This is a genomic window from Variovorax sp. CF079 (genome assembly GCF_900101545.1).
Taxonomy (GTDB): domain Bacteria; phylum Pseudomonadota; class Gammaproteobacteria; order Burkholderiales; family Burkholderiaceae_C; genus Variovorax.
Map to the genome: position 1 here is coordinate 98,557 of NZ_FMZU01000008.1, position 12,846 is coordinate 111,402.

At 68.4% G+C, this 12,846-nt stretch carries 13 protein-coding genes; 5 read left to right on the forward strand and 8 right to left on the reverse strand.

Annotated elements, in window-relative coordinates; all coding sequences use genetic code 11:
- Positions 1 to 60: 60 nt before the first annotated feature.
- From folK to hda, 3 genes are read right to left on the reverse strand one after another with little or no spacing between them, the layout of a single operon-like run.
- Positions 61 to 522 carry a 2-amino-4-hydroxy-6-hydroxymethyldihydropteridine diphosphokinase gene (folK, locus tag BLS74_RS12510; protein ID WP_093106428.1) on the reverse strand — a complete coding sequence of 154 codons (462 nt, stop codon included), beginning with the start codon at positions 520 to 522 and terminating at the stop codon, positions 61 to 63.
- Positions 519 to 2,075: a polynucleotide adenylyltransferase PcnB gene (pcnB, locus tag BLS74_RS12515; RefSeq protein WP_093106431.1), complete on the reverse strand. Its 1,557-nt coding sequence runs from the start codon at positions 2,073 to 2,075 to the stop codon at positions 519 to 521. The genes folK and pcnB overlap by 4 nt, the downstream gene beginning before the upstream one ends.
- A 27-nt stretch (positions 2,076 to 2,102) precedes the next feature.
- Positions 2,103 to 2,789, reverse strand: a complete 687-nt coding sequence (gene hda / locus BLS74_RS12520) for a DnaA regulatory inactivator Hda (RefSeq protein WP_093106434.1) — start codon at positions 2,787 to 2,789, stop codon at positions 2,103 to 2,105.
- Between the two features lie 173 nt (positions 2,790 to 2,962).
- Between hda and purM the strand changes: the two genes are divergently transcribed.
- The 4 genes from purM to BLS74_RS12540 all read left to right on the forward strand — a co-directional run bounded on the left by purM (position 2,963) and on the right by BLS74_RS12540 (position 6,784).
- Positions 2,963 to 4,027, forward strand: coding sequence for a phosphoribosylformylglycinamidine cyclo-ligase (gene purM, locus BLS74_RS12525; protein ID WP_093106437.1), 1,065 nt, complete (start codon positions 2,963 to 2,965; stop codon positions 4,025 to 4,027).
- A 14-nt stretch (positions 4,028 to 4,041) separates the two neighbouring features.
- On the forward strand, positions 4,042 to 5,100 hold the full coding sequence (locus BLS74_RS12530) for an AI-2E family transporter (RefSeq protein ID WP_244503851.1): 1,059 nt from the start codon (positions 4,042 to 4,044) through the stop codon (positions 5,098 to 5,100).
- 108 nt (positions 5,101 to 5,208) lie between these two features.
- Positions 5,209 to 5,781 carry an isochorismatase family protein gene (locus tag BLS74_RS12535; RefSeq protein ID WP_093106440.1) on the forward strand — a complete coding sequence of 191 codons (573 nt, stop codon included), beginning with the start codon at positions 5,209 to 5,211 and terminating at the stop codon, positions 5,779 to 5,781.
- Between the two features lie 13 nt (positions 5,782 to 5,794).
- A complete protein-coding gene (locus BLS74_RS12540; RefSeq protein WP_093106442.1) occupies positions 5,795 to 6,784 on the forward strand; it encodes a GlxA family transcriptional regulator in 990 nt (329 codons plus the stop codon).
- On the opposite strand, the gene yccS is transcribed toward BLS74_RS12540, so the two are convergent.
- From yccS to murJ, 4 genes are read right to left on the reverse strand one after another with little or no spacing between them, the layout of a single operon-like run.
- On the reverse strand, positions 6,773 to 9,028 hold the full coding sequence (yccS, locus tag BLS74_RS12545; RefSeq protein WP_093106445.1) for a YccS family putative transporter: 2,256 nt from the start codon (positions 9,026 to 9,028) through the stop codon (positions 6,773 to 6,775). The genes BLS74_RS12540 and yccS overlap by 12 nt on opposite strands.
- Before the next feature lie 39 nt (positions 9,029 to 9,067).
- Positions 9,068 to 9,490 carry a bleomycin resistance protein gene (locus tag BLS74_RS12550; protein WP_093106447.1) on the reverse strand — a complete coding sequence of 141 codons (423 nt, stop codon included), beginning with the start codon at positions 9,488 to 9,490 and terminating at the stop codon, positions 9,068 to 9,070.
- Positions 9,490 to 10,341: a SirB1 family protein gene (locus tag BLS74_RS12555; RefSeq protein ID WP_093106450.1), complete on the reverse strand. Its 852-nt coding sequence runs from the start codon at positions 10,339 to 10,341 to the stop codon at positions 9,490 to 9,492. The genes BLS74_RS12550 and BLS74_RS12555 overlap by 1 nt, the downstream gene beginning before the upstream one ends.
- Before the next feature lie 55 nt (positions 10,342 to 10,396).
- A complete protein-coding gene (gene murJ / locus BLS74_RS12560) occupies positions 10,397 to 11,962 on the reverse strand; it encodes a murein biosynthesis integral membrane protein MurJ (protein ID WP_093106452.1) in 1,566 nt (521 codons plus the stop codon).
- A 116-nt stretch (positions 11,963 to 12,078) separates the two neighbouring features.
- Between murJ and rpsT the strand changes: the two genes are divergently transcribed.
- Entirely contained in the window at positions 12,079 to 12,393 is a 315-nt protein-coding gene (gene rpsT, locus BLS74_RS12565) for a 30S ribosomal protein S20 (RefSeq protein WP_093106455.1), read from the forward strand.
- 126 nt (positions 12,394 to 12,519) lie between these two features.
- On the opposite strand, the gene BLS74_RS12570 is transcribed toward rpsT, so the two are convergent.
- Positions 12,520 to 12,843, reverse strand: a complete 324-nt coding sequence (locus tag BLS74_RS12570) for a DUF3579 domain-containing protein (protein ID WP_093106458.1) — start codon at positions 12,841 to 12,843, stop codon at positions 12,520 to 12,522.
- Positions 12,844 to 12,846 lie beyond the last annotated feature (3 nt).

Below are 12,846 nucleotides of genomic sequence, written 5' to 3' on the forward strand. Positions count from 1 at the left end.
TCATGTGACGCCATCGTGAAAAAACCGCGCAAGTGTACTGGTCGGGCGCGCAGACGAGGTTCAGAGGCGCTCGATGCGCTGGTCGGCCACCTGGGCGAGCTGGGCCGGCGTAACCTGCTCCGGCGCGATCTCCGCCAGCGGCACGAGCACGAAGGCGCGCTCGCCCATGCGCGGATGCGGCAGCGTCAGCACCGCCGTGTCCATCACCACCTCGCCATGGCGCAGCAGATCGAGATCAAGGGTGCGCGGCGCATTGCGGTAGGGACGCTCGCGGCCCGCGCCGCTCTCGAGGCGCTGGAGCTCGACCAGCAGCGCCGTCGGATCCAGTTCGGTCTCGAGTTCGACCACCGCATTGATGAAATCGGGCCCCAGGGCATCGACAGGCGCGCTGCGATAGAGCGAAGAGCGTGCCCCGACGCGCGTGCCGGGCAGCGCCGCTAGATCGTCCATCGCCTGCCTCACCGTCGCGCGCGCGTCGCCCAGGTTGGCGCCGATTGCGACGTAGGCCCGGCTCGCCGTCATTCGGCCGCGACGCTGCTGCCGGCTTCGCCGCCGCTGCGCGGCTTGCGCCTGCGGCGGCGCTTGCGCGGCGCGGCGGCAGCGACTTCACCGTCGGGCGGAAGCTGAGCCTCGTCGGCGGCGGCCGCCGGCGCACGCGCGGCAGGCACGCGCTGGCGGGGTCTCTTGTGCTGCTCGTCGCGCACCTGGTCCAAGAGGTCTTGGCGGCGCACCTCGTCGGCCGTGCTGAACTCCTGCCACCACTCGGCGATCGCTTCGCTGACCTCGCCGACGTCGGCGCGCAAGCGCATGAAGTCGAAGGCCGCACGAAAGCGCGCCTGCTCGACCAGGCTGTAGGGCGTGGCGCCCGTGCGCTTGTCGAAGCGCGGCTGCATCATCCAGATTTCGCGCATGTCGGCGGCCAGCTTGCCGCGGCCCGAGACGTCGCCGATGCGCGCATTGAACACGTCGTCGATCGCATCCTGCAGCGCCGGGAACGCGGCTTGCGCGCGCTGGCCGTGGCGGCCCTCGACGCGCTGGGCCCAGCCGTCGCGCACATCGGCCCACAGCACGCAGGCCAAGAGGAAGCTCGGCGCCACCGGCTTGCCTTCGCCGACGCGGCGGTCGGTGTCCTGCAGGGCGGCCTTCACGAAGGGCAGATCGGCACGCTCGACCACGACGTCGAGCAAGGGGTAGATGCCGGTCGTCAGCTCGAGCTTGCGCAACTGCGCGACGGTGGCGACGGCATGGCCGGTCTGCAGCAGCTTGAGCATCTCGTCGAACAGGCGGCTTTGCGGCACGTCGGCCAGGAGCTTGCTGGATTCGACCAGCGGCGCTGCCGTCTTGGGCTCGAGCTTGAAGCCGAGTGCAGCCAGCTTGGCCGAGAAGCGGATCGCGCGAATGATGCGCACCGGGTCTTCGCGGTAGCGCGTGATCGGGTCGCCGATCATGCGCAGCGTGAGCTTCTTCGAGTCCTTGATGCCGTTGTGATAGTCGACCACGATCTCGCTCGCCGGGTCGTAGTACATCGCATTGACCGTGAAGTCGCGCCGCGCGGCGTCTTCTTCCTGCGGGCCCCAGACGTTGTCGCGCAGCACGCGGCCGCTGGCATCGACCGCGTGCTTCATGCCCGCGAGCTCGCCCTTGCTGGTGCGTTCGTTGCCAGCCACCTGCTCGGCACCGTTGCTGTCCATGTAGGCACGAAAGGTCGAGACCTCGATCACCTCGTGCTCGCGCCCGCGGCCGTACACCACGTGCACGATGCGAAAGCGCCGGCCGATGATGAAGGCGCGGCGAAACAGGCTTTTCACCTGCTCGGGCGTCGCGTTGGTCGCGACGTCGAAGTCCTTGGGACGCAGGCCGAGCAGCAGGTCGCGCACCGCGCCGCCGACGACGTAGGCCTCATAGCCGGCATCCTGCAGCGTGGTGACGACGTTCTTGGCGCGCTCGTCGACCAGCGCCGGGTCGATGCCGTGCACCGAGGCGGGCACCTCCTGGCGCTTGCCGAAACGGGCCTTACCGCCCTGTGCGGCATCGCCGGATTTGCCGAGGAGTTTGTCGATGAATTTCTTGATCATTGGAAAGCTTCGGCGCCTCTGGCGCCCTCATTCATTTTCGAGCATCGACCGGATCAGCGGGATCGTGATCGCGCGCTGGGTCTGCAAGGCATAGCCGTCGAGCTGCGCGAGCAGTTCCATCAGGCTGCCGAGATCGCGGCTGAAACGATGCAGCATGTAGTCGAGCACTTCGTCCGACAGCATCACGCCGCGGCTGTCCGCGGCCTGGCGCAGCACGGCGCGCCGCTCCGACTCGCCGAGCACCTGCAAGTGGAACACATGGCCCCAACCCAGGCGCGTGCGGAGGTCCTCGCGCAGCGGCAGATCGGCCGGCGGCACGGTGCCCGCCGCCACCACGCCCCGCTGCAGGCTCTGCGCATTGACGAACCAGTTGAAGGCGGCGTGCTGCTGGACCGCAGTGTAGAGATGCACGTCGTCGAACAGCACGGCACCCCAGCGTTCGTCGAACTCGGGCGGGTCCAGCAGCCCCGGATGCAGCCAGCCCACGCTCGCACCCTGCTCGCGCAAGGCGCCGCGCACGGCTTCGAGCAGATGCGTCTTGCCGCAGCCGCCCTCGCCCCACAGGTAGGTCGGCACCGGAGAATGCAGCGTGGTCGAGCGCGCGTCGCCGACCCACAGCGCAAGGTGCCGCAGCGCCGGCTCGTTCGGCCCGGCGAAGAAGCCCGCGAGCGTCGGACCGGTCGCAATGCCGATGTCGAGCGCGAGCTGCTTCATGCCATGGCCGCCGAGAGCGGCTGGGGTGGCGCGGATGACGCGAAAGAAGGGTTCATGGGACAGGGCATGGCGGCCCTTAAAATCGTGGCGAATTCTATCGGCCCGACTGCTTCGGTTGCCGGCGTCATTGTCCTCCTTCCTTTCGCCCCTCCCTTCCTTCGTCCGGCCAGCCCATGAACTCCACCCCGCCCACCCCGCTCAGTTACAAGGATGCCGGCGTCGACATCGATGCCGGCGACGCGCTGGTCGACCGCATCAAGCCGCTGGCCAAAAAGACGATGCGCGAGGGCGTGCTGGCCGGCATCGGCGGTTTCGGCGCGCTGTTCGAGGTGCCCAAGCGCTACAAGGAGCCGGTGCTGGTGAGCGGCACCGACGGCGTGGGCACCAAGCTCAAGCTCGCCTTCGAATGGAACATGCACGACACCGTCGGCATCGACCTGGTGGCCATGAGCGTCAATGACGTGCTCGTCCAGGGTGCCGAGCCGCTCTTCTTCCTCGACTACTTCGCCTGCGGCAAGCTCGACGTCGACACCGCGGCCGCCGTGGTGGGCGGCATCGCCCGCGGATGCGAACTGAGCGGCTGCGCGCTGATCGGCGGCGAGACCGCCGAGATGCCCGGCATGTACCCGGCCGGCGAATACGATCTCGCAGGCTTCGCGGTCGGGGCGGTCGAGAAATCGTTGATCCTCACCGGCCAGAACGTGAAACCCGGCGACGTGGTGCTGGGCCTGGCGTCGGCAGGCGTGCACTCCAACGGCTTCAGCCTGGTGCGCAAGGTGATCGAGCGCGCAGGCACCGATCTGCCCGCAACGCTCGACGGCCAGCCCTTCCGCGAAGCCGTGATGGCGCCGACGCGGCTGTACGTGAAGCCGGTGCTGGCGGCACTGGCCAAGCATCCCGCTTCGACAGGCTCAGCACAGGGCATCAAAGCGCTGGCCCATATCACCGGCGGCGGCCTGCTCGAGAACATCCCGCGCGTGCTGCCCGATGGCACGGCGGCCCACCTCAGGAAAGGCAGCTGGCCGCAGACCGAGCTCTTCGCCTGGCTGCAGAAGGTGGCCGGCATCGACGACATCGAGATGAACCGCACCTTCAACAACGGCATCGGCATGGTGGTCGTGATCGATGCGGCCGAGGCCTCCGCCTGCGCGGCGACGCTGCGCGCCGCGGGCGAGACGGTGCACGAGATCGGCGTCATTGCCGAGCGTGGTACCGGCGCGGCCGTGGTCGTGGCCTGAGCGGCCTGCACCGCGTGAGCGATATTCCCTCCACGCCGTCATCGCGCGCGCTGCTGACGGCGAGCTACCTGCTGATCGCGGGCGCATTGCTGCTGATTATGTGGCAGGGCCTGCTGCCCGGCCTGCTGTGCGTGTGCATCGGTTTTCTGGGCACGCGCTGGATCGCTCGCGTGCTGGATGCCGGCCGGCGACGCTTCGTGCCCCTGCGGCCGCAGGGCCTGGCATCCGCCGTTCCCTCGTGGTCGCGCGTCATCGCCGCCACGCTGGTGATGCTGGCGCCGATCGGCCTGCTGAGCGTGGCTTTCTCCGAGGCGCGCGACTTTGTCCTCAACGCGCCGGAGCAGTACCAGGAACTGCTCGACTACATCGCGCGCACGGTGCTGGAGCTGCGCCTCAAGCTGCCGCCCGACATCGGCGCCTACCTGCCGGAAGGCGCGGCGGAGGTGCAGCGCGTCGTCGCCGGCTACCTGCGCGCGCAGGCCGGCGCGCTCGCGCTGACCGGCCGCGCCTGGCTGGGCGGGCTGCTCTTCGCCTACGTCGGCCTGATCGTCGGCGCGCTGGCTGCCGTTGCCGCCCATCCGCCCACGCGGCGCCCGCTGGCCGAGCAGTTGAGGCAGCGCATCACTCTTTTCGGCGAGGCCTTCGGCCAGATCGTGGCCGCGCAGTTCTGGATCGCGGCCTTCAACACCTTCCTGACCGCCCTCTTCCTGCTGTTCGTGCTGCCGACATGGGACCTGCGCCTGCCGTACACGCCGGCCTTGATCACGCTGACCTTCGTCGCCGGCCTGGTGCCGATCGTGGGCAACCTGCTGTGCAACGCGGTGATCACCGTGGTCGGTCTGTCGGTATCGCCGATCACCGCACTGGCCTGCCTGGCCTTCCTGATCCTGATCCACAAGGCCGAGTACTTCATCAATGCCAAGGTGGTGGGCGCCCGCACGCAGATGGGCGTGTGGGAACTGCTGGCCGTGATGTTCGCGGCCGAGGCGGTGTTCGGCCCGGCCGGACTGGTGGCGGCGCCGCTGTTCTATGCCTACCTCAAGAAGGAATTGCAGGCCGCCCGGCTCGTCTGAGTCGCATGTCCTGATTTGATCGATTCTTGTCTGGCGCAGCGCGGACGGAATGTCGGCAACGGAGAAGAATAAGGCGCATCATCCACCCGTCTCCAGGAGATTGCCGCCATGAAAAGTTGTCTGATAGTGATCGATGCCCAGGAATCGTTTCGCCATCGCCCTTACTTCGCGCAACGCGACTATGTCCCCTACGTCGCGGCGCAGAACGCGTTGATCGAAGGCTGCACGGCGGCCGGCATCCCGATCGTTCGCATCTTCCACGTCGACGGCCCGGCCAGCGCAGGCAACCCCTTCGCGGTCGAATCGGGCCATGTGCGGCCGCTCACGGAACTGGCCGGCTTCGATGCCGCGGCGACCTTCACCAAGCACCGCCACAGCGCCCTGGTCAACAGCGGGCTCGACGTCTGGCTCACCGAGAACGGCATAGGCCGGCTGATCGTGAGCGGCATCCGCACCGAACAATGCTGCGAGACCACGACGCGCCACGCCTCCGACCTGGGCTGGTCGGTCGACTACGTGCTCGATGCCACGCTGACTTTCGACATGGCCCAGCCCGACGGCCGTCCGCTGTCCGCAGCCGACATCAAGGCACGCACGGCGACCGTGCTCGAAGGCCGTTTTGCCAAGATCTGCAGCGTCGAACAGGCGCTGGAGCGCGCGGGCGCCCTGGCCGTGGCCTGAGGCCGCGCGCACGATGAGCTTGCCCTCGATCCGGGTTGTCTTCGTGCTGCTGCCCCACAGCCTCGTGCTGGACTGGGCCGGCCCGGCCGAGGCCTTGCGCATCGCCAACCAGCAATTGCGCGCCAGCGGCCAGCCGGAGCGCTTCAAGATCGAATTCGCCTCTCCGGACCCGGCGGCGATCGGCTCGGTCGGCGTGACCCTCGCCGGCCTGTCGCCGCTGCCGGCGCAGTGGGACGGCCCGGCGTGGATCGTGCTCGTGGGACTGCCGGGCAACACGATCTCGACGGCGGGCCCGCAGGCGCAGGCCTTGCTGCAGTGGTTGCGCGGCCTGCGCTTCGAGCGCGGCCGGCTCGAGCTCGTCACGATCTGCGCCGGTGCCCTGCTCGCGGCCCACGCGGGTGCGCTCGCGGGCCGGCGCGCCACCACCCACCATCACCATCTGGACGAATTGCGCCAGGTGGAGCCGCGCTGCGAGGTGGTTGCCAACCGCGTGTTCGTGATCGACCCGCCGCTCTACAGCAGCGCCGGCGTGACGACCGGCATCGACCTGATGCTGCACCGGATCGCCGAAAGCTGCGGCGAAGCGCTCGCGGCGCAGGTCGCGCAGACCATGGTGGTGGCGCTGCGGCGCGGCCCGCACGATCCCGAGCTCTCGCCCTTCCTGGCCTACCGCAACCATCTGCATCCCGCGCTGCATCGCGTGCAGGATGCGGTGAGCGAGGAGCCGCAGGCAGATTGGAGCGTGCCGCGCATGGCCGACGTGGCTCACACTTCGGCGCGCCATCTCACGCGCCTGTTCGTGGAGCACGCGGGCGTGGCGCCGCTGGCCTATCTGCGCCGCCTGCGACTCGCGACGGCGCAGCTCGCGCTGCAGTCGGGCGCCAACGTCACGCGCGCGGCCGAACTCTCGGGCTTCGGCTCCGACACGCAACTGCGCCGGGCCTGGCGCCAGTTCGGTCTGGTGGGCTCGCCGTCGGAAGCACATCTGCTATCAAGACGATAGCGGCGTGCACTCATCCTGCGGGGTTTCGGCCGCCCTTGACGCTTCTGCCGGCACCTTGCCCTCAGGCTGCAGCCATTCGCGCGCATGGTCGCGCAACGCGTCGATCTGCAGCCAGATCAGCGTGAGCTCCGTGCGAACGAGGCGGGCGGCCTGGTCTGCCCCGTCGCTGGGGTCGATCGCCGTCGCGAGCGCCGCACGGACGCAGGACTCCTCCAGACCTGCGCCCGCCGCATCGGGCTCCCCCCTCTCCAGCCCGGCAGACAGGACATCGAGCGCCGCTGCTGCGCCTTCGGCCGCTTCCCGCAGCACCGCTGCACGTTCCGCATCGGGCAGCGCAACGCGGTGCGCGCCGAGCGCCGAGAGATAGCTCAACAGCGTGTGCGACCGGATCAGGAATCGCAGCGCCACGCCTGCGCGCGGCCGTACGTAGCCGGGCTCGCGGAACATGTCGGCCACCGCAGTCGAGAGCGCCGCGTCGGCGTTGTGGGCGTTGCGCCGCGCGAGCCGGTAGGCCAGGTCGTCGCGCGCGCCCGAGCGGTACTGCTGGACGATCTGTCGCAGGTAGCCGGCATGGTTGCGCATCGCGGTCGCGGCCAGCTCGTCGATGCGCCGCGCCTGCCAGTGCGGCAGCACCAGCAGCACGGCGAGCCCCGCAATGGCGCTGCCGATGGCCGTGTCGACCAACCGCGGCGCGATCAGTCCATCGCCATCGCCCACCTGGTTGAAGCACATCAGCACCAGCAGCGTGATGGCCGCCGTGGCCAGCAGGTAGCGGGTGGTGCGCGTGGCAAAAAACAGCACGCCGGCCACCACGGCCAGCAGCGACTGCAGCAGCGGCTGGGGAAACAGCTGCAGCAGCGCCCAACCGACCACCACCCCGAGCGCGGTGCCTGCGATGCGCTGGCCCATGCGCGCCACGGTCTCGCTGTAGGTCTGCTGGCAGACGAACAGCGTGGTCAGGAGGATCCAGTAGCCCTGCGCCGGATGAACCAGCTGCATCACGCCGTAGCCGGCGGCAAGCGCGATCGCCAGCCGCAACGCGTGACGGAACAGCGCCGAGCGCGGCGTGAGTTGGCGCCGCACGCGCTCCATCACCTCGCGCCAAGAGCGCGGCGAGCGGTCGAACAAGCCCATGTCGGTGCGCCCCGCCTGGGCGGCCGGCTGACTCGCACCCGCAAGCTGCCCGTCGAGCTGCAAGAGGTTCCGTGCAAGCGCCTCGATCGAGGCCAGCAGCGCCAGTCGTTCCGGCGTGGTCGCGCGCTCGCGCTCTTGCTCGATCGCACTGCGCAGCTCCGCCAGCGCCTGCACCGTCCCGGCGTCGGCGACGAAGGGCTCGCGCCGGGTGATCGAACGGGCGAGGCGCTGGCAAGCCTGTCCCTGCAGGCCGAGCACGCGCTGGCAGCGGTACAGCAGGTCACTGTGGAAGAAGGCATCGGCCAGCGCGTTGTAGTCGTCGTGCGACGAGCTCGCGCGCTCATGCACGTCCTGCGCGATCAGGTAGAGCCCGCGATAACGCGCGATGCGACCCGTCGGTGCCCGAGCGCCGATCCGCCTGAAGATGCTTTCCTTGGCGGCATTCAGCTCGGCCACCACCTCGGCGTTGAGCTGCGCGAGCGAGAGCCGCTTGCGCTCGATGTCGATCCCGCGCAGCGGCTCGAACAGCGAGGCCTTGAAGCGCACGTAGTCGCCGAGCACCGAGAACAGTCTGATCAGGCGCTCCTGCACCGGCTGGGCCGGAAAGGCCGCGCACCAGAGCACCGAAAACACTCCGTACCAGGCCGCGCCGGCCAACAGCAGCACCGCCTCGACCCAGTCTGCGGCGTCGCTCGCGGGCCGGTTGTCGATGCCGAGCATGGCGTACACCGCCAGGATGAGCGTCGCGAAGCCGATCGCCTTGTAGCGCGCCTCGACCGCGCCCAGCATCGTCAGGCAGAACGCCGCCAGCGCCAGAGCGGTGATGAACAGCAGGGGCTCGCCAATCAAGGCCTCGATCGCGAACGCCGCCGCTGCAAAGCAGACCAGCGTCACGACCTGGGCGCGAAATCGGCCGCGCCAGCTGTCATCGGTTTCGGCCAGCGCGCTCGCGATGGCGCCCAGAAACAGCGGGATCAACGCCTCGGGATGCCCGGTGAACTCGCACAGCGCCACCAGGCTGCCCAACGTGAGCAGCACCCGCAGCGGCTGCGCCCGGCCTGCGAATGCGCGAAGCCGCTGGCGAAAGGTGTAGCCTGCAAGTGAAATCATTGCCGTGGTCACGCATGATGCGTGCCACGGCACGGGCAGCTAAGGCAGGTAGCCGCAGAAGCGCAGCACGTGCCCGTCGGGCTCGCGGATCGCGAACTCCCGCAGGCCCCAGGGCTGCGACGCCACCGGTTCGATCACGTTGACGCCGCGCTTCAGGTAGGCGGCATGCAGTCCGTCGACATCCTGGCCGACATGGATCACGATCTCGCCGCGCCAGGGATCGGCTTCGCGCCGGCCGCATTGCCAAAGGCGGATGTAGACCGGGTCGCCGTAGCTGCGATCGCCTTTCTTCACGCGCGCATAGCTCGGCGGCTCGCCGGCGATGAAGTCGAGCTCGAAGCCCAGCACGTCGCAGAAGTAGCGCGCGGCGCGTGACGCGTCGGCCACCGGCAGCACCGGCTGGATGCCGTGGAACTCGTGCCGCGTGCCGAGGTCGACCCCCGTGGCCTTGGCCTGGTCCATCAGTTCTCCGTCCGGCGCAGCGCAGCGACGCGTTCGGCGATCGCATCGATGTCGAGCGCGTCTTCGGCGTGCATCAAATAGGTTTCGAGGTCGCGCACCGCCAGCGCGCTGTTGCCCTGCTCGGCATGCGCCAGGCCGCGGTCGCGGTACTCGCCCCAGGCTTCGGGAAACAGCGCCACCAGCCGGTCCTGCACCGCGATCGCGCGCTGCCAGTCTTCCTGCGCGCGATGGATTTCTTTCAGGTTGCGCAGCATCCGGCCGATGATTTCGCGCGGCGAGGCCGGCTGCAGGTACAGGCCCAGCGGCACGTCGAAGTCGCCGACCAGGCCGTTGCTGCGCTTGTAGGGCTCGAGCCGCTCGCTGAGCTCTTCGCGCGAGAGCGACTTGCCGGTGAAGGGGTCGATCACCACCTGTCCCTTCGGCAGCGTGACCTTGAGCATGAAGTGGCCCGGAAAACCCACGCCCCGCGCCTGCAGGCCCAGGCCCTGCGCAAGCTCCATCCACAGCACGGCCAGCGAGATCGGGATGCCGCGGCGCGTGCGCAGCACGGCATTGAGGTAGCTGTTGTCGGGATCGTAGTAGTCGTTGACGTTGCCGCCGAAGCTCAGGTCATGAAAGAAGAACTGGTTGAGCGCCCGCAGGCGCTGCAGCGGCGCCGCGTCGGCGGGCAGGCGGCGCCTGAGCCGCGCGAGCAGCTGGTCGACGTCGCCCAGCACCTGTTGCACGTCGAGTTCGGGATATTCGTCCTGCGCCAGGCTGGCGGCCGCTTCGAGCAGGGGAAAGTGATCGTCGCTCTTGACAAGCGAGTCGAAGTACTCCAGAGCAGTGGGCGCCGAGAAGCTGAACGTCATGTGTCTTTGTAGAGGAGCGCGCGGAGAGCGTCAAGGCGGCTGCATGCGTCGCGTTTCAACGGCGCACAAAACTGCGCAACTTGACACCGACGAGCGCAAGCACCGCGAAATAGAGCAGCGCGGCGCCCACGATCAGCGCCGCCAGCAGGCCGATGCGGCGCAGGCGCTCGGCCTGCAAACCGATCCAGTCGAAGTGCTGGGCGCCCCAGACCAGCAGCGCACCCAGCACCAGGGCGCCGGCCATCACCTGCAGCACGAACTTGCCCCAGCCCGGCTCGGGCTGGTAGCTGCCGCGCCGGATCAGGCCGACCAGCAGCCAGCTCGCGTTGATCAGCGCCCCGATGCCGATCGTCAGTGTCAGCGCCGCATGCTGCAGCACCGGCACGAGGGCGATGTTGAGCAGTTGCGTGAGCACCAGCACCACCACGGCGATCAGCATCGGCGTGCGCGTGTCGTGTTTGGCGTAGTAGCCCGGCGCCAGCACCTTGATCGCCACCAGGCCGACCAGGCCGACCCCGTAGCCCATGAGCGCCATGCTGGTTCGCTGCACGTGCAACTCGTTGAAGGCGCCGTTGTGGAACAGCACGGCGACCAGAGGCTTGGAGAAAACAAGCAGGGCCAACGCGCAGGGCACCGAGAGCAGTACCACGAGGCGCAGGCCCCAGTCGAGCATCGACGAATAGCGCACGTCATCCTTGGCGGCACGCGCGCCTGCGAGCTGCGGCATCAGCACCACGCCCAGCGCCACGCCCAGCATGGCGGTCGGGAATTCCATCAGGCGATCGGCGTTGGTGACCCAGCTGACACTGCCGGTCGCCAGATGAGACGCGATCTGTGTGTTGATGAGCAGCGAGATCTGCGCCACGCTGACGCCGACCAACGCCGGCAGCATCAGCTTGGTGATCTTGCGCGTCGTCGGATCGGCCCAGGCCGCACGGATCGCCGCGATGCTGGCACCGATGCGCGGCATCATGCCGAGCCCGCGCAGGGCCGGTATCTGCAGCGCCAGTTGCAGCACCCCGCCCACCATCACGCCCACGCACTGGGCATAGATCGGCTCGATGCCGAGCCGCCGGAACCACGGCGCGCCGAGCACGATCGAGAGGATCAGCGCCACGTTCAGCAACACCGGCGACGCCGCCGGCACCACGAACTTGCGCCAGGTGTTGAGAATGCCGCCGGCCAGCGCGACCAGCGACATGAAACCGATGTAGGGAAACATCCAGCGCGTCATGATGACCGCGGCATCGAAGCCCTGCGGATTCTGTTTGAGGCCGCTGGCCATGGCCCAGACCATCAGCGGCGCTGCAATCACCCCGGCCGCGCAGACGACGACCAAAGTCCAGGTCAGGAGCGTCGCCACGTGATCCACCAGTTCCTTGGCGCCCTCCTCGCCGCGCTCCGTCTTGCTGGCGGCCAGCACCGGCACGAAAGCCTGGCTGAAGGCGCCTTCGCCGAACACGCGCCGGAACAGGTTGGGGATGCGAAAGGCGACGTAGAAGGCGTCGGTCATCGCGCTGACGCCGAACACCGAGGTCATGAGCACGTCGCGGACGAGCCCCGTGACCCGGGAGGCGAGCGTCAGCAGGGAGACGGTGGAGGCGGATTTGAACAGGGACACGGGCGGAAGTGTATGTGGCCGCGCGTGCTCTTCCGGGCCTGCAGGACGGCCTCGGGCTCCTCGCCTATAATGGAGGGCTTTGCTGCATCATCCTCAGACACCTAAGGAACACATCCATGGCATCCGCCAAGCCCAAGAAAAAGAACCCGCGCCTCGCGTCGGGCCGTAAACGCGTCCGCCAGGACGTCAAGCTCAACGCCGCGAACACCTCGCTGCGCTCCAAATACCGCACCGCCGTGAAGAATGTCGAAAAGGCGGTGCTCGCCGGCGACAAGACCAAGGCGGCAGAACTCTTCGCGAAGGCCCAGAGCATCGTCGACACCGTCGCCGACAAGGGCATCTTCCACAAGAACAAGGCCGCTCGCGACAAGAGCCGCCTCGCGGCCAAGGTCAAGACCCTGGCCCTCGCCCCTGAAAAGGCCGCCGCCTGACGTCATCAGGCATTAAGCCCGGACCGGTTTTCAGCCAGTCCGCCGTTTGATCGGGGTGCGCTGCAGCAAAGTGACAAAACCGCCTTCGGGCGGTTTTTTCATGTCCGCCCGCCTTCGGGCGGTTCTTCATGGGCGACCGGTTTTGGCATCCGGCACCAGGCAAGCCTCCACCACTTGCAGCCCGTTGTCCCTGGCGAAATTCATCACGAAGTCCCAGGCCATCACCTCGGCCTCGCGCAATTCGCTGCTGACCACCACGCACTTGATGCCATTGATGACCGTGGGCACGCACCAGGGCGAGTAGTTCAGATGACTCCCGGGCTGGGGCCCGCCCGGGCGGAACGAACACATCACGCCCGCCAGTCGCTCCGCCCAGTCGCTCGGGCGAAATGTCCGGCCATCTTGGGTGATGCCCTGGATGAAAACTTCTTTGGCGGAGGGGGAAACCATCGG